Below are 14,955 nucleotides of genomic sequence, written 5' to 3' on the forward strand. Positions count from 1 at the left end.
CCCATGGGTTACGGCTACTACACCCTCCCCGACGGCCGAGAGGCCGGGTACGGCGTCCGAGCCCAATGCGACGCCAAAGGCTGCACCACCGAGATCGACCGCGGCCTTGGATACCTCTGCGGCCGCAACCCCCTCGGCCACAAGGACGAGGAAGAGCCCGGGTGCAGCAAGTACTTCTGCGGCACCCACAAGTACGACCACAACTGCCCGGACCCCGAATGCGGTCTCTACTCCGCCGACGAGGAGAACTGCTGCTATCTCATCCGCGGCCACGAGGAGGCCCACTACGACGTCTACGCAGACAAGGCCTTCACCGAAACCCACCAGGAGGCCACCGGTGATTGAGACCGCCCCGTCCGAGACCTGCTGCTGCCTCCCCGCCCGGGAGGGCAAGGCCGCCCGCCGCTCCAACGCCTGCCCCATGCACGGGTGCACGTGCGGTGTGGGCCGCTACGGCCGGGCCGAGGACCGCGCGAAGGTCGACGGTTCCTGCCCGTCCCACGGCCCCACTGACGCCCCGGCGGTGCAGCAGGGCGCCCGTCCGGCCCGTGTCGTCCCGCCCTTGGACCCGGCTGTGTTGGTGGAGGTGGACCTGGAGATCCTCGCGCTGGAGAAGGAGGTCTTCAAGTACCAGGGGGCGAAGGACCAGCGGGCGGCCGAGGTCATCGGCGGCCGGTACGGCGGGGTCACCCCGACCCGCTACTACCAGCGCCTCAACCAGCTCATCGATCACCCCGAAGCGAACCGTCTGGAACCGGCCCTGTGTGACCGGCTCCGCACCCAACGAGAGGGCCACAGACCATGACCGACATCGACCTCACCCCCATGAACGAGGCAACCGCCCGCGCCCTGTTCGCCGAGCAGTACGCCGAACGCTTTATCAACGCCCAGGACGGCCTCACGGTCGAGCAGCTTGCCCAGTACCGCATCGAGGTCCGACAGCACGCCCTCACCGCGTGGGACCGGGGCGTCATCCAACACGAGACCATGATCGAGTACCGCGAGCTCGCGCTCGCGGCGACGCTCACCACGTGGAAGGACGTGGCCCGGCAGGCGTGGAAGCAGGGCTATAGCGCGGGCAACGTAGACGCCTACCACGGCGGCGCTTACGGACGACAGGCCAACCCCTATGAGGAGGTCCGGCCATGAGCGTGATCAGTGTGGCTGGGGCGGACCTGGCGAAGGCGATCAAGGCGGTGGCACCGCACGTGCCCCGCGACAAGGACAACGACGCTGTCTCGTGCATGCACTTCCACGTGACCTCGTCCGCGGAGCTGCTGATCTCCGGGTCCGGCGGCGGCACGGGCGCGACGGCCTCGGTGCCGCTGTACGCGGACGACTGGGACGGGGAGCTGACGGACTTCGCCCTGTTCAAGGACGACGCCGCGCAGATCCCCGCAGTGCTCGCCGCGCGGGAGGAAACGGTCGTGGAGATCACCGTCACCCACCAGGTGACGAAGCTCCCCCCGGAGTTCCACCCGAAGACCGGGGAGCAGTTGCCAGCGAAGGAGGAGCGCCGCACGGAGGTGGAGTTCGTGGAAGCCGACAAGATGTTCGGCGGCCGCCGCGTCCGCATGGCCGGCCTCGACGCCCGCGACTACGGACCCGAACGCATGTGGTCCAAGCTCCGCGCCTCGGTGCTCGCCCCCTCCTCCCCCGCGGAGCTCTCCACCGACCCGGACCTGCTCGGCCGCTTCCGCGCCGCGACGAAGCTGTACAAGGACGACGCGGAGTTCCGCGTCGCCGGAGGCACCGACATCTACATCCAGGTGGGTCGTCACTTCATGGGCTACTGCTCCGGCTGGCCCACGGAAACCCCGGCCGAAGGCCTGGCCTACGCCCACTGGCACCCGCGCCTCGACGCCGCCCTTGACGGCCGCCAGGAGCACGACAGCTTCCGCTCCGAGGTGATCGGCATGGTCGACGAGGCCATGACCGACGTCGTCCGCGACATGGCCGAACAGGGCATCACCGTCGAATTCCAGCAGGGCGACATCCGTCGGGCACTCGGAGAGACAACCCCCGCCCCGACCGACGACGACGCCCTACTTCGCCAGGCCGCCGAGCTCGTCATCACCACCCAGTTCGGATCCGTGTCCATGCTCCAGCGCAAGCTCCGCGTCGGCTTCGCCCGGGCCCTCCGCCTCGCCGAAAAACTCGAGGAGCACGGAATCCTCAGCCCCACCGAGCAACCCAGCCGCGCCCGCGACGTCCTGATTCAGCCTGAGGGGCTGGACGACGCGCTCGCCGCCCTCCCCACCGACCGGAAGGACTCCTGATGGAACTCGCGAAGCACCGGCAGCTCCCGGACGGGACGTGCATCTGTCACTCCGATCACCGGGTGGCCGAAGTACGGCGGGCGGCTCGCGCCCCGATCTGCCCGGAGTGCCGTTCCGGGAAGCACGGCAACTGCGACGGCGTGGCCCTCAACGAGGTCACGGACGAGATCGTCGCCTGCACCTGCCCGCCCGCCTTCCACCCGAAAGGAACCCGGCCATGACCGCCCCCGACCCGACGGCCGTGGAGCGGGCGGCCCGCATGCCATGGACCGTGGCTGAGGAAGAGAGCCTGTGGGTGGCGTCCGGTTTCTACCCCGACGGCGGACAGTTCCAGGAATGCCTCGCCCGTGTGATTCCGCAGCGCATCACCGGCCCGCAGACCACGCCGCTCTTCCAGATCCTCATGTGGGGCGGCAGCGGGACCGGTATCAGCGATGTCGTCCCGGCCTCCGCGATCGTCCGGGCGCGCGAGCTCATCCTCGTCGAAGCCCTCAACCCGTTCAAGGCCTACTACGAGGACGACCAGAGGCTCATCGACCATGCCCTGCAAGGGAGGGACGAGGCATGAGCGCCCCGAAGCGGATCCAGCGCCGCCGCACGAAGGGCTGGCGGATGCCCGAGAACACCGTCTACGTCGGGCGTGGCTCGAAGTGGGGCAACCCGCACAAGGTCGTGCGTGACGGTGGATTCATGTGGGTAGAGCCGGGCGGGTCCCGTGTCGTCTGCTCGACCGATCGTGAAGGCAACCTGCGTGAACGGCGGCAGGAGGCCGCTGACCTCTACCGGCCGATCGCGCTCCGTGCCGACGATGTGCAGCTAGCGGAGCTCCGAGGGAAGAACCTCGCCTGCTGGTGCCCGCTCGATCAGCCGTGCCACGCAGACGTCCTCCTGGAGATCGCGAACGGGGGCCGGCCATGACCGCCTACGGTCAGCACCCCGCCCCGCACAACTGCGAGCTCACCGCCCCCAACCAGCTCGGCCCGGGCGTCTCCTGGACCTGCTGGTGCGGCCAACGCTGGAGCACCCGCAACGCCAACGACCTGTTCACCGGCGGCCCGATCACCATCTGGGCCCGCACCAACGGATGGAACATCGCCCAGTACTGGCGCGACTGGCGCCGGCAGAAAGCCCGGCCATGAACCGCCCGCAGCTCATGGGCAACGGCGCTCGCCGCGATACCCCGGCCGGACCTAGGGACTTCTCCCGGTCGCACTCGGCCCCGGCCGGGGTCGTGGCGGCCACGGAGGCCTACGCGGGGCGGCTGATCAGCATCGGCACCTCGGACGGTCCCGGCCTGGTCGTCCTGACCGGCGCCGAGACCTACTCCGATGCCGTGGTCCTGGCCTTTCGATACCGCGACGGCCGCACCAGCACCCGGCGCCTCGACCCCGCCACCACCGTCTTGATCCACCGCACCCGCTAGGAGACCCCTCGCATGCTTCCACCAGCACCATCCACCCACCGCCCTGACTCCGGCCTCACGGCTGTCGAGCGGGTCCCGGCCGCCTCCGTGGCGGCGACGGAGGTGGGTGCCTGATGTCGTGGGGGGCTCTCTCGGACACGTTCGCCAACCACCCTGTGGTCCTCAAGCCGCTGGAGCTACCTGAGGCGGACGAGCGGATCGTCAACGAGGTCGCCGGGGCGGTGCTGCGATGCATGGCCCAGGTCGCCGCACTGGAGGGCGACTACGTCGTGCCGATGGGCATGTGGCGTCAGACCGCGGGCTTCGCCCGGGCCGAGGAGCTCGCCCGCGTGGCGGTCTTCTCCGGCTACATGATCCGGGTCGAGACGGACGAGGGCCTGCCAGCCTTCCGGCTTGTGGAGAACCGGGACCTGTTCAACATGATCCCGCGCACGGCTCGCGATTGGGCGAACCAGCGGCGCAGGGACGCACGGAACATGGACCTGGTCATCCCCGTCCGCACACGCGATGGCGACGCTTGTCGGTGGTGCAGCAACGTCGTGATCTTCGGTGACCAGAAGTCCGGCCGCGGCGGCACCTACGACCACCTGCAACCGGGCAAACAGGCAACAGTCGAGACGTTCATCGTCTCCTGCCGGTCCTGCAACTCGGCACGCCAGGACGACCTCGAGTCGTGGAACAAACCGCTGCTGCCCGCACCGACTCAGCCCTACTACCGAGACACCACCGTGACCCTTCTCGCCAAGCACGGCGTGGCCGTCACCTCCTCGGAGAAGCCCTCCCCGCGCCCCGCGCCCTCCGGCCAGACCAACGGCGCCCAGGCTGCAGCCCACTCGGCGACGACTCCCGCTCCCGCGGTGCAGACGCCCGAGCAGAAGCCAGCCCAGGCCCCGGAACCTGGACCGTCGAAGGACGCACCCAGCGCGGCGGAAAGCTCCCCCGGCGAATCCCGGCCAAAGACAGCGGTGACGGATTCGGTCATGCAGGGAAGGGAAGGGTCCGGGCAGGGTCTGGGTCAGGAAGGGCCTGGCAAGGCCGGGTCACGCGATACCCCACCCCCCGAGGAGAGCCGGCACGAGAACCCACCCACAGACCGACCACGCCCAGATGACCACAGACCAAGCAAGCGGAAGAGGCCCCGCAGGAGGAAGCGGAAGTGACCACCACCAAGAAGACCAGACCGTCCCCCAACGATCCGATGTACCGGTGGAGCGAAACCGAGTTCCAGACATTCATGCTGCAGCGCGCCGCCGGCCATGGCTGGTCCCTGCGCTATCACACCTACGACTCCCGCCGCTCCGCCCCCGGCTTTCCTGACCTCGTGCTCGTCCACCCGGTCCGGGGCCGAACGATCTTCCGGGAGCTCAAGACCGAGACCGGCCGCGTCTCCCCCGACCAACGCGGATGGATCGACGGCCTCACCGCCGGCGGATCCGACGCCGCCGTGTGGCGCCCCTCCGACTACCTCTCCGGCCTCATCGAACAGGAGCTCCGCTCGTGACCGCCTACCCCTATCGGGAGCCGCCCCCGCGCTGGGATGGACAGCCGATGACCAGCCCTGTCGACCTCTGGCCGTATGGCTGCATCTGCGAGTTCAAGTTCAACCAGGAGCTCGACGGGGAGTTCTACAACGTCCTGTCCCTCATCGAGCCCGACTGCCCCCACCGTCACAGACACCCCCTCCTCGAGGAGAAGCCATGAGCACTTGCTACTGCACCGCCCCAGCCACGACCGGCGCCCTCTGCACCCAGCACCTCGGTCAGCTCCACAACCACCTGTGGTCCACCCCCGAGACCCTGCGCGAGCTCGACGTCACCATCACTGGGCAGGACGCCCAGGGCGGGGGCGCCGGAGCCGGTGGCACGCCGATGGCCTTCAACGAGACCGCCTCCACCAGGAAGGACGACCTGCTCGTCGTCCTGCGCTCAGCCGCCAACGCCGCCGACCCGCAGCTACGCCATCGCTTCGATGAGACCCCGGTCGACATGGTCGCTCGCGCCCTCGGTCACCTCGACGCCCTCGCCCGATCCCCGCACGTGCACACGATCGCCCAGGACCTGACGGACGCCCTGGCCCAGGCCGAGCGCGTGATGCAGCCGGCCGCCGAGCGGATCGCCTACGGACCGTGTGAGTGCGGTGTGGAGCTGACTGCCCCAAAGGACGCCGACGTGGCATGGTGCCGCGGCTGCGGAGGACGGCACGAACTCACGAGCGTGCAGGCCTGGCGGCACGTACAGCTGATGGATCGCCTCGAGACCATGACCGGCACCGTCCAGCAGATCGCCTCATGGCTACAGCTCGAGGGCTACGACGTCTCACCTCGGACGGTGGAGAAGTGGCCGGACCGAAGGCGCTCCCCTCTCATTGCATGCGTCCAGGAGGGCGCACCCGCCACGTACAGCTACGCACAGGCCCGGATGCTCGCGAAGAAGCACAGCGAGCGCCGGACGCGTGTGCTTGCGGTGTGAGCGTTTTTGGGGGATGATTCATATCAATATGGAAGTGGTGTCGGACGAGCAGGATGTCCGGCACCACTTTTGCATGGAGAACCCCCGCGAGGCGGCAACCTCCGGGGGCGCGGCGACCGTCTCTGGAGGACGATCACATGAGCAAGCCTACTCGTGAAGAGCGGTTCTGGGCCAAGGTTGATAAGGCTGGGCCGGTGCCTCAGCGTTGTCCGGACTTGGGTCGGTGTTGGCTATGGACTGGCGCTAAGGGTGGGAATGGGTACGGGTACTTCAGGGCAGACGGCCGGCCCGTCGGAGCGCATCGCTTTTCGTACTCGTTGCAACATGGGCCCATCCCCGATCGCGTGGAAGTTGACCATGTGTGCCACGTGCTCATGTGTGTGAATCCGTCCCATCTTCGGCCTGCGTCGCGCAAGCAGAATGGTGAGTACAGGTCCGGAGCCCAGTCCAACAATGAATCGAGTGGCGTCCGCAACGTGTACCGCGAAGTTGGCGGCTGGCGAGTCCAGATCAAGCACAACGGACGTCGAACTTCATTCGGCACCTACCCCACGATCGCAGAGGCCGAAGCCGTAGCGATCCGTGAGCGGGATCGCCTGTTCACCTTCTCAGAGCGAACCTTCGCCTGATATGCCCGGCGCCGCGAGCGCCGCTCCCTACTCCCGCGCCATGCCTGCCGGACAACGCAGCCCGGGCCCGCGCGGGATCCACGGCCTGGTCTTCTAAGCGAGCGCCCCGCGCATCTGTCGTGGGAGCGCCCACCAGGCTGTCCGCCCGGCCCCGCCCTCGTCCCCCGAGGGCGGGGCCGGCGCTCAGACTTGCGGCGAGTCAACGGCACCCGCTCGGGCGGGCCGAAGGCCGGCACTCAACTGGTGGCATCGAAACTGCTGGGCCGGACCTGCTCGCCGCATCAGACAGAACACCGGAGGCCGACATGGCTAGTGATCCTGACGCGTACGCCCGCTTGCAACAGCAGGCCCGGGTGGAGCAGGCCCGCGGTGAGCGGGTGCTGCGGGGTCTGCGGGCCGCGGGGAACAACCCGTACATGAGCAGGGACGAGCCGGAGCGGCGCACCCACTCGGATCCGACCGCGGACCAGGCGATCGGCAATGTGGACCGCGAGCGCGGCCAGCAGTCGTCGCGGCGGTGGTGAGCGGTGGGACGTGTGGCGCTGTGCAAGAACCCCGGGTGTGATCGGTTGCCGGTCTACTCCGGCTGGTGTTGGGAGTGTGGCCAGGAGCGGCAGCTCCAGCACGCACCGCTGGGGTTCATCGAGTGGGACGCGCCGGACATCGACTGAGGTGGTGACGAGGTGGCGGACAACAACGAGCTGGAGAAGTACTGGAAGCGCGGGCCTGGTGCGCTCAAGATCCGTTGGGGAACTGATGGCGACTTCACTCGGTGTACGCGCAACCTGGTGAAGCACGTCGGTCTGGCCCGCGCCAAGCGCATCTGCGCTCAGTGGCCCCACGACGTCAACGGCATCTGGCCCGGCCACCACGGTGGCAAGAACAAGATCGGACCGGGGTGAGCCCATGGCTGACACGAACCTGCAGGTCGGTACCGCTGAGGTGCCACTGGACCTGGACGATGACGAGCTGGTCTTGAGCGTGATGGTTGTGATTGAGACCGCGCCCGTCGACAGCCCGGGCAGGACTCGACTGAGGGTCCGTGTCCCGGAGGATCAGAACTTCCTCAAGACCCTGGGCCTCACCCGGTACGCCGCGCTCGAGGCGGACGACGAGGCTCTCAACCCCTCATCCAGCGAGGGCGACTGATGCCGTGGTCGGGTCGGAGCGGCCGAACGAAGAACCTCCCGAAGGACTGGCCGAAGCGCAGGGCCAAGCAGCTCGAGGCCGACGGCCACCGATGCACCTACGTCTCACCAGATACCGGATTGCGGTGCACGGCGAAGGCCACTGATGTGCACCACCAGGGGCCGGCCGATGACCACGATGACCTCACGTCGTTGTGCTCGTGGCATCACGACCGGATCACCGGGGCGCAGGGCGCGACGTCGCCGCGCAGGCCGCGTGAGCGGCGCCCCTCGGAGCGGCATCCGGGGCTGATCGACTGACTGTGTGACCGATTGTGACGAGGGGGGCGGGGACCCCCTCCCCCGGGTGCCCTCTCTCCCTCCCGCAGCGTTCTGCTTCTCGCTGTGCGCGTGGGTCTGGGGGAATCCTGACCAGGAGAAATGCGTGGACCGGACCTGTATAATGTGCGGCTTTTCGTTCATCGCTGTGCACAGGCGGGGCCGCCCTCAGCTGTACTGCACCGTCGAGTGCCGGCGGTTGGCCGAGTACGAGATCGGTCGGCTGAACCGGAGGCTGGAGCAGCTGGAGTCGAGGCGTTCGGAGATCGCCGCGAACGGCCACAAGTGGGAGCAGAAGATGCTCGTGCCCCTGGACGTCCAGATCGAAGAAGCGACCGCCCGGCTCCGGGATCTGCTCAGCGTCCCCGCTGACCCGTGAGCCTCCTACTGCCGCGCCACTGACAGCGTCACGCCGTCAGGGCCTCGTCACGGGAGGTGATCGCCATGGCCGGTACCGGCCCCGCAGGCAAGCAGCAGCGCTCGCGCTCCCGGGACACCCCGGAGCGGACGAACCTCGCCGACGAGCGGAACCGCCCGCGGGCTTTGGTGAAGTCGACCACGAAGCTGGGTCCGATCCTGCCGCGCGACGTCCTGCCCGGTGGTGAGACGTGGCACCCCGTCACGAGGAAGTGGTGGGAGCACTGGCGGGCGTCCCCGCAGGCGGCACGGATGCTGTCCGAGCCGGACTGGGACGTGCTGCTGGACACGGCGCTGATGCACCATCAAATGTGGTCCAAGGGCCGGTGGGAGTTCGCCGCCGAGATCCGCCTGCGCGTGGCGAAGTTCGGGGCCACCCCGGAGGACCGGCTGCGTCTGCGCTCGGAGATCGAAGTGCCCGAGACGACCCCGGTCGGTGATGCCGCCGAGGCGTCGGTGACGTCGCTGGACTCACGCCGCGGCCGGATCAAGGACTGAGCCGCCATGCCTCACAAAGTTGTCCGTCCGCCCGGGTCCTCGCGGAGTCGGTCGCTCGGGTGGCTGGGGCTGTGGTGGATCGAGACCTTCGTCGTGCACGGCCCCGGCGGTGTCGCCGGCCAACCGGTCCGCCACGGCGACGAGTACTCCCAGCTCATCGTCGACTGCTACGCCCTCGACGGGTCCGGCAAGCGGCTCGTGGACTCGGCGTTCTTCTCCCGCCCCAAGGGCTGCAACAAGTCCGGGGTGGCCGCGGAGCTCGTGCTCTTCGAGGCCCTGGGCCCGTGCCGCTTCGACGGCTGGGCCAAGGGCGGGGAAACCTTCGAGTTCCTCGGCCAGACCTACACCTACGAGCCCGGCGAGCCCATGGGACGCCCGGTCGTCTACCCCTACGTGCGCATCATGGCCACGGAGGAAGGACAGACCGGCAACGTCTTCGACATGGTCTACCTCAACCTCACGCAGGGACCCCTGTCCCAACTGAGGGCCTACGGCCTCGACGTCGGCCAGACCCGCGTCCTGCTCCCCTACGGCGGAGAGATCACCCCGTCCACCGCGGGATCCGCGTCCAAGGACGGCGGCAAGGAGACCTTCGCCGTCTTCGACGAGACCCACCTCTACAACACCCCGCAGCTGCGGGCCATGTACGAGACCGTCACCCGCAACCTGTCCAAGCGCAAGAAGGACGCCGAGCCCTGGTACATCGAGACCACCACGATGTACCTGCCCGGTGAGGAATCCATCGCCGAGGCCACCTACAAGTACGCCCACCTCATCGAGGAGTCCATCACCGCGCTCGCCGCCGGCGGGCGCCCCAAGGTGCGCGGGCGGCTGCGCCTGCTCTACGACCACCGCTGGTCGGACCTGAAGGACCTCTCCGACGAGGACGCGCTCGTGGAGGCGATCGTCGAGTCCTACGGCGAGGCCATGGACTGGAACAGCGTCGAGGGCGTCGTGGACAAGATCTTCGACCCCAGACACTCCCCGGCCGCGGCCCGGCGCTACTACCTCAACGGCCTCTCCGAGGCGTCCAACGCTTGGGTCACCCCGGCCGAGGTCGCCGAGGTCACCACCGACATGCCGGTGGTCGGGCTCGACGAGCTCGAACCCGGGGAGCGGATCGCCCTGGGCTTCGACGGCGCCCAGACCGACGACGCCACCGCGCTGGTCGGCTGCCGGATCTCCGACGGGTACCTCTTCGAGGTCCTCATCCAGGAGTGCCCCGACGGCCCGGAGGCCGCCGACTGGCGGGTGGACGAGCTCGCCTTCGACGCCGCGGTGCACCGGATGTTCACCGAGTACGAGGTCGTGGCCTTCTTCGCGGACCCGCCGCACTGGCTGGACCGCATCGAGGCCTGGGAACGGGAGTTCGGCGAGCACCTGCGCGCCAAGGCCGGCGCCCAGTCCGCGATCAAGTGGTGGACGAAGCTCGACACGAAGATGGCCCTGGCCTTGGAGCGGCTGCACCTGCAGATCTCCACCGCCGGCATCCGCATCTCGGCCAACCCGGTGCTCGTGCGCCACCTGATCAACGCCCGCCGATGGTCCCGCCGCGGCGGCATCGTGATCGGCAAAGAGGGCAAGAACAGCGTGCGCAAGATCGACGCGGCCGTCGCCGCCGCGCTCGCCTTCGAGGCGCGCGCGGCGTTCCTCAACGCTCCCGAGGAGGAGCCCGAGGAGACGTTCGTACCGTTCAAGGTCGGCGGCTCCGCCACGAAGACCCGACGCAAGTTCAGACGATGACGGAAGGAGGCGGTCACCAGTGCTCGAGGGACACTCCCGGTTCCCCAACGCCGGCACGATCGAGCGCGGCTCGGACGAGTGGTGGATGCTGCGGCTGGCCAAGAAGCTCGGCGACCGCCTCCCCCGCATCGACACGAACCAGGCCTGGTACGAGGGCAAGCCCCCGAAGCCCTACCCGGACAAGGGCGGCAACTTCGACCGGCTCCAGCGCATCGCGAACCTGAACCCGGCGGAGATCATCGTCAACGCCCGGCTGCACCGCACCATGCCCCTGGCGTGCATGACCGCCGTAGACGACAGCGCCAACGGCGACGACGTCGTCAACCGGCTGTTCAACGTCAACGACATGCCGGCGAAGTTCGCCGAGATCCTCGAGTGGATGTACTCGCTGTCGGTGTCCTACGCGATGGTCGACTACCGGATCCCCGGCGACCCGACCTCCGGGGCGCTGATCACCGCCGAGCATCCCGCCCAGGTCATCGTCGAGCCCAACCCAGCCGACCCCACCCGCCCGCTGGCGGCGCTGAAGATCATGCGCGACGACGTCAACGACGTCGACGTGGTGGTGCTCTTCCGCCCCGGCTACACCCGCGTCGCCCGCCACGTGGGCTCCACGATCCTGCCCAAGCCGGGCACGAAGCGTTGGCAGCTGCGCCCGGTCAGCTGGGTCATCGAGGACGAACGTACTCCCACCGCCACCGACCAGGTGCCCATCTTCGAGTTCCCCAACCGCTCCGGCATGGCGGCCTTCGAGAAGCAGATCCCAACGATGGAGCGGATCAACCACACGATCCTCCAACGGATGATCCTCATCGCGCTCCAGGCGTTCCGGCAGCGCGCCGTGAACGGCGCTCCCCGCCATGACGACGACGGCGAAGAGATCGACTACGACGACATCTTCGAGGCCGACCCGGGCGCCGTATGGATCCTGCCCAAGGCCGCCACCCTGTGGGAGTCCAGTCAGGCCGACTTCACCCCGGTGCTCAAGGCCGTTGCGGACGACCTGAAGTACCTGGCCGCGACGTCCAACACCCCGCTGGACATGCTCGCCCCCGATTCCGCCAACGAGTCCGCCGCCGGGTCCGACCTCAAGCGCGAAGGCATCGTCTTCGACGTCGAGTCCACGATCAAGCACATCGACGGACGGATGCGCTCGCTGATCAGCTACGCCCTGCAGTTGCAAGGCGAGACGGACCGGGCGGATCTGGCGGGCATGCGCCTGATCTGGGCCAACCCGCGCCGGTCCTCACTGACCGAGCGGGCTGAGTCCGGCCGGACAGCCAAGGCGGCCGGGGTGCCGTGGAAGACCCGCATGGAGAAGTTCCTCGAGCTGACCCCGGAGGAGATCGCCGCTGCCGAAGTCCAGCGATCCGAGGACGCGATGCTCGCCGTAGTCGCCGGAGCCTCGGAGGTGGAGGACACCGATGGCTGATCTGCGCGTGCTCACCAAGCTCGTGGACGCCCAGGCGGCGATCACCGCCAAGCTGACCGGCGTGCTCATCGACCAGCTGCGCTCCCTGTGGAGTGACTTCGACGGCTGGTACGACGGGGAGCTGGTGCGCACCCAGGCCCGCGCCTCGGCCTCCCTGGTGGAGACCACCCAGGCCGAGGTCCGGAAGCAGACCACCGCCTACATGCGCCAGGTCTACCAGGAGATGGACGCCATCTTCCCGGAGGACGACATCGACCACGAGATCCTCGGCTTCCAGTACGCCCGCCACGGCGTCGACGTCGAGGACGTGTACGAGCGGCCCGTGGAGCAGTACCGCCGGGCCCGGGCCCTGAACGTCCCCGAGGGCGCCGCCCGCGCCCGGGCGCTGCAGCGGGTCGAGAAGCTGGCGCAGACGGACATGATGCTCACCCAGCGCGACCAAGAGCACGAGGTCATCCGAACCCCGCCCTCCCCGCGGGAGAAGCGCACGGAGCAGCGCAAGCCCCCGGCCAGGCGCCGCTCCGAGGTGAAGGGCTACCGCCGCATCATCCACCCGGAGCGGTCCAAAACCGGCACCTGCGGTCTCTGCGCGGCGGCCGCCTCCCGGATCTACAGCGTCGAAGACCTCATGCCCGTCCACACCGGCTGCCAGTGCACGGTCCTGCCCATCACCGCCGCCGGCGACCCTGGCCTCACCCTCAACGAGGCCGACCTGAACCGCCTCTACGGGGCCGCCGGGTCCACCGGCCGGCAGGACCTCTCGCACGTGCGCGTCGTCATCGACGAGCACGGAGAGCTGGGCGCAGTCATGCGCGAGGACGGCACGACCGAGCTCACCGAGGACAGCCCGCGTATGACGGCCGCCCGCCGCGCCTCGATCCGCAAGGCCAAGGAGACCCCGGTGCGCTCCGACCCGTCCGAGCGGATCGAGGAGCTCGAGCGGAAGATCGCCGCCGCCGAGAAGTCCATCGCCTGGGCCGACACCCTCGACGAGGACGTCACCGACCGCCGCTCGCGCGGCTACTGGGTCGTGTCCACGGCGAAGAACAGGATCGGCCGCTACCAGCGGGAGATCGAGGCGCTGAGCAGGAGGACGGCGGCATGACCATCCGCACCGTCTGCGGGCCCCCCGGAGCCGGGAAGTCCACCTACGTCGCCGACCACGCCGGGCCCGAGGACCTGGTCGTGGACCTGGACGAGATACGCACCCGCTACTCCGACCGTGAGACCGCCGCCTCGGTGCGCTCGCTGATGGAGCGCACCGCCCGGGACTACCAGCGCGGAGACGTGTGGATCATCCGCACCCTCGCCGACGCGGCCGCCCGGCACGACCACGCGGCGCGTGTGGGCGCCGACGAGGTCATCGTGCTGGCGACCCCGGCCGAAGAAGCCACCCGCCGCGCCCAAGAGCGCGACGGGACGACAGACCTGGTGGAGCCGATCACCCGGTGGTGGGAGACCTACTCACCCCACGACGGCGACACCACGATCACGCCCGACGTGGGCAACGACTCACCTGACAAGGAGAACACCGTGGGACAGCAGAACAGCCAGGCTCAGCAGGGCGCCCCGCAGGGCCAGGGCACCACGCCCCCGGCCCAGGACGACCAGCAGAGCGGCCAGCAGGGCGGGCAGACGGGCCAGCAGCAGGGCGGCCAGACCGGCCAGCAGGAGCCCGACAGGGGCTATCCCGCGAACACCCCGCTGGAGCAGATGAACGTCGAGCAGCGCGAGGCCTACTGGAAGCACCAGGCCCGCAAGCACGAGAACACGGTCAAGTCCCGCGCCGACTACGACACGCTCGCCGAGAAGGCCCGCCAGTTCGACGAGCTCCAGCGCCAGCAGCTGCCGGCCGACGAACGCGCCCGACAGGACGCCGTCGAGCAGGCCCGCCGTGACGGCGAGGCCCAGGCCCGCCTCGCGCTGGCCCCGCAGCTGGTGCGCGCCGAGTTCCGCGCGGCCGCCCCGGGGGTGGAGGAGGACAAGCTCAACTCCTTCCTCGAGGACCTGGACCTGTCCAAGTACCTCAAGGACGACGGGTCCGTGGACACGGCCCGCGTCCAGGCCAAGGCCACTCTGCTTCCCAGCACCAATCCCGCCCCGCAGCGGCAGTCCTTCCAGGGCTACAACCGTCCCGCGGGCGCTTCCTCTGTGGCCGCCGGGCGCGAACTCCACGCCGCCCGCCGTGGCCCCAAGAACTCCTGAAAGGAGTCATCATGCCCAAGCTCCGTAGCGAGTCCTTCGGCGGTGGCGACCAGTCCTGGCTCGGTTCCGCCCACGGGATCGCCAACTGCCGCACCGAGACGATCAACGTCTCCGCGTTCACCGCCGGCACCCACTACCCCGACGGGTACATCCCCTCCGGGTTCCCCGTGGCCAAGGTCAACGGCCTGCTGGTCCCCTACAACGCCGCCGGCGCCGACGGGTCCCAGAACATCGCCGGGCACATCTTCACCGACCAGGCCGTCGTCGGCACCGGGAACCTCCCGGCGCCGCTGCTGGACCACGGCCGGGTCAAGACCGCCCGCGTCCCCCTGGCTGGCTTCGCCGCCCCGGCGTCCCAGCCGAACACCAACATCGTCTACCTCTGAGAAGGGAGG

At 69.1% G+C, this 14,955-nt stretch carries 24 protein-coding genes; all 24 read left to right on the top strand.

Features of this window, described 5'->3' with window-relative positions; genetic code table 11:
• Nucleotides 1-3: 3 nt before the first annotated feature.
• The gene (locus tag E7Z53_RS08055; RefSeq protein ID WP_176337542.1) at nucleotides 4-345 is read left to right on the top strand and encodes a hypothetical protein; all 342 of its coding nucleotides are present in this window, start codon (nucleotides 4-6) and stop codon (nucleotides 343-345) included.
• Complete coding sequence (locus E7Z53_RS08060) at nucleotides 338-805, top strand: DUF3263 domain-containing protein (protein WP_176337543.1); 468 nt, start codon at nucleotides 338-340, stop codon at nucleotides 803-805. The genes E7Z53_RS08055 and E7Z53_RS08060 overlap by 8 nt, the downstream gene beginning before the upstream one ends.
• Nucleotides 802-1,149, top strand: coding sequence for a hypothetical protein (locus E7Z53_RS08065; protein WP_176337544.1), 348 nt, complete (start codon nucleotides 802-804; stop codon nucleotides 1,147-1,149). The genes E7Z53_RS08060 and E7Z53_RS08065 overlap by 4 nt, the downstream gene beginning before the upstream one ends.
• A complete protein-coding gene (locus E7Z53_RS20980) occupies nucleotides 1,146-2,279 on the top strand; it encodes a DNA translocase FtsK (protein ID WP_176337545.1) in 1,134 nt (377 codons plus the stop codon). The genes E7Z53_RS08065 and E7Z53_RS20980 overlap by 4 nt, the downstream gene beginning before the upstream one ends.
• Nucleotides 2,279-2,500, top strand: a complete 222-nt coding sequence (locus E7Z53_RS08075) for a hypothetical protein (RefSeq protein WP_176337546.1) — start codon at nucleotides 2,279-2,281, stop codon at nucleotides 2,498-2,500. Before E7Z53_RS20980 ends, E7Z53_RS08075 begins: the two co-directional genes overlap by 1 nt.
• The gene (locus E7Z53_RS08080) at nucleotides 2,497-2,847 is read left to right on the top strand and encodes a hypothetical protein (protein ID WP_176337547.1); all 351 of its coding nucleotides are present in this window, start codon (nucleotides 2,497-2,499) and stop codon (nucleotides 2,845-2,847) included. Before E7Z53_RS08075 ends, E7Z53_RS08080 begins: the two co-directional genes overlap by 4 nt.
• Nucleotides 2,844-3,197, top strand: a complete 354-nt coding sequence (locus E7Z53_RS08085) for a DUF4326 domain-containing protein (protein ID WP_176337548.1) — start codon at nucleotides 2,844-2,846, stop codon at nucleotides 3,195-3,197. The genes E7Z53_RS08080 and E7Z53_RS08085 overlap by 4 nt, the downstream gene beginning before the upstream one ends.
• Nucleotides 3,194-3,418: a hypothetical protein gene (locus tag E7Z53_RS08090; protein ID WP_176337549.1), complete on the top strand. Its 225-nt coding sequence runs from the start codon at nucleotides 3,194-3,196 to the stop codon at nucleotides 3,416-3,418. The genes E7Z53_RS08085 and E7Z53_RS08090 overlap by 4 nt, the downstream gene beginning before the upstream one ends.
• The gene (locus tag E7Z53_RS08095) at nucleotides 3,415-3,702 is read left to right on the top strand and encodes a hypothetical protein (RefSeq protein WP_176337550.1); all 288 of its coding nucleotides are present in this window, start codon (nucleotides 3,415-3,417) and stop codon (nucleotides 3,700-3,702) included. Before E7Z53_RS08090 ends, E7Z53_RS08095 begins: the two co-directional genes overlap by 4 nt.
• A 155-nt stretch (nucleotides 3,703-3,857) precedes the next feature.
• The gene (locus E7Z53_RS08100) at nucleotides 3,858-4,862 is read left to right on the top strand and encodes a hypothetical protein (protein ID WP_176337551.1); all 1,005 of its coding nucleotides are present in this window, start codon (nucleotides 3,858-3,860) and stop codon (nucleotides 4,860-4,862) included.
• Nucleotides 4,859-5,203, top strand: coding sequence for a VRR-NUC domain-containing protein (locus E7Z53_RS08105; RefSeq protein ID WP_176337552.1), 345 nt, complete (start codon nucleotides 4,859-4,861; stop codon nucleotides 5,201-5,203). The genes E7Z53_RS08100 and E7Z53_RS08105 overlap by 4 nt, the downstream gene beginning before the upstream one ends.
• Nucleotides 5,204-5,250: 47 nt before the next feature.
• Nucleotides 5,251-5,403 (top strand): hypothetical protein, encoded by a 153-nt coding sequence (locus E7Z53_RS08110; RefSeq protein ID WP_176337553.1) that lies wholly within the window; start codon nucleotides 5,251-5,253, stop codon nucleotides 5,401-5,403.
• A complete protein-coding gene (locus tag E7Z53_RS08115) occupies nucleotides 5,400-6,170 on the top strand; it encodes a hypothetical protein (RefSeq protein WP_176337554.1) in 771 nt (256 codons plus the stop codon). Before E7Z53_RS08110 ends, E7Z53_RS08115 begins: the two co-directional genes overlap by 4 nt.
• A 137-nt stretch (nucleotides 6,171-6,307) precedes the next feature.
• Nucleotides 6,308-6,799 (top strand): HNH endonuclease signature motif containing protein, encoded by a 492-nt coding sequence (locus E7Z53_RS20765; protein WP_176337555.1) that lies wholly within the window; start codon nucleotides 6,308-6,310, stop codon nucleotides 6,797-6,799.
• 305 nt (nucleotides 6,800-7,104) lie between these two features.
• Complete coding sequence (locus tag E7Z53_RS08125; protein WP_176337556.1) at nucleotides 7,105-7,323, top strand: hypothetical protein; 219 nt, start codon at nucleotides 7,105-7,107, stop codon at nucleotides 7,321-7,323.
• Nucleotides 7,324-7,482: 159 nt separating this feature from the next.
• Nucleotides 7,483-7,701, top strand: coding sequence for a hypothetical protein (locus E7Z53_RS08130; protein WP_176337557.1), 219 nt, complete (start codon nucleotides 7,483-7,485; stop codon nucleotides 7,699-7,701).
• A 4-nt stretch (nucleotides 7,702-7,705) separates the two neighbouring features.
• Nucleotides 7,706-7,948, top strand: coding sequence for a hypothetical protein (locus E7Z53_RS08135; protein ID WP_176337558.1), 243 nt, complete (start codon nucleotides 7,706-7,708; stop codon nucleotides 7,946-7,948).
• A gap of 516 nt (nucleotides 7,949-8,464) precedes the next feature.
• Nucleotides 8,465-8,644, top strand: coding sequence for a hypothetical protein (locus E7Z53_RS08140; protein ID WP_176337559.1), 180 nt, complete (start codon nucleotides 8,465-8,467; stop codon nucleotides 8,642-8,644).
• A gap of 65 nt (nucleotides 8,645-8,709) precedes the next feature.
• Nucleotides 8,710-9,180, top strand: coding sequence for a hypothetical protein (locus tag E7Z53_RS08145; protein WP_217905565.1), 471 nt, complete (start codon nucleotides 8,710-8,712; stop codon nucleotides 9,178-9,180).
• 6 nt (nucleotides 9,181-9,186) lie between these two features.
• The gene (locus E7Z53_RS08150; protein WP_176337560.1) at nucleotides 9,187-10,923 is read left to right on the top strand and encodes a terminase; all 1,737 of its coding nucleotides are present in this window, start codon (nucleotides 9,187-9,189) and stop codon (nucleotides 10,921-10,923) included.
• A gap of 19 nt (nucleotides 10,924-10,942) precedes the next feature.
• Nucleotides 10,943-12,355, top strand: a complete 1,413-nt coding sequence (locus tag E7Z53_RS08155; protein ID WP_176337561.1) for a phage portal protein — start codon at nucleotides 10,943-10,945, stop codon at nucleotides 12,353-12,355.
• Nucleotides 12,348-13,460: a hypothetical protein gene (locus tag E7Z53_RS08160; protein ID WP_176337562.1), complete on the top strand. Its 1,113-nt coding sequence runs from the start codon at nucleotides 12,348-12,350 to the stop codon at nucleotides 13,458-13,460. Before E7Z53_RS08155 ends, E7Z53_RS08160 begins: the two co-directional genes overlap by 8 nt.
• On the top strand, nucleotides 13,457-14,560 hold the full coding sequence (locus tag E7Z53_RS08165; protein WP_176337563.1) for an AAA family ATPase: 1,104 nt from the start codon (nucleotides 13,457-13,459) through the stop codon (nucleotides 14,558-14,560). Before E7Z53_RS08160 ends, E7Z53_RS08165 begins: the two co-directional genes overlap by 4 nt.
• A gap of 11 nt (nucleotides 14,561-14,571) precedes the next feature.
• Entirely contained in the window at nucleotides 14,572-14,946 is a 375-nt protein-coding gene (locus tag E7Z53_RS08170; protein ID WP_217905566.1) for a head decoration protein, read from the top strand.
• Nucleotides 14,947-14,955: the final 9 nt, after the last annotated feature.

Origin of the sequence: Kocuria salina (genome assembly GCF_013368965.1) — a bacterium.
Classification (GTDB): domain Bacteria; phylum Actinomycetota; class Actinomycetes; order Actinomycetales; family Micrococcaceae; genus Kocuria; species Kocuria rosea.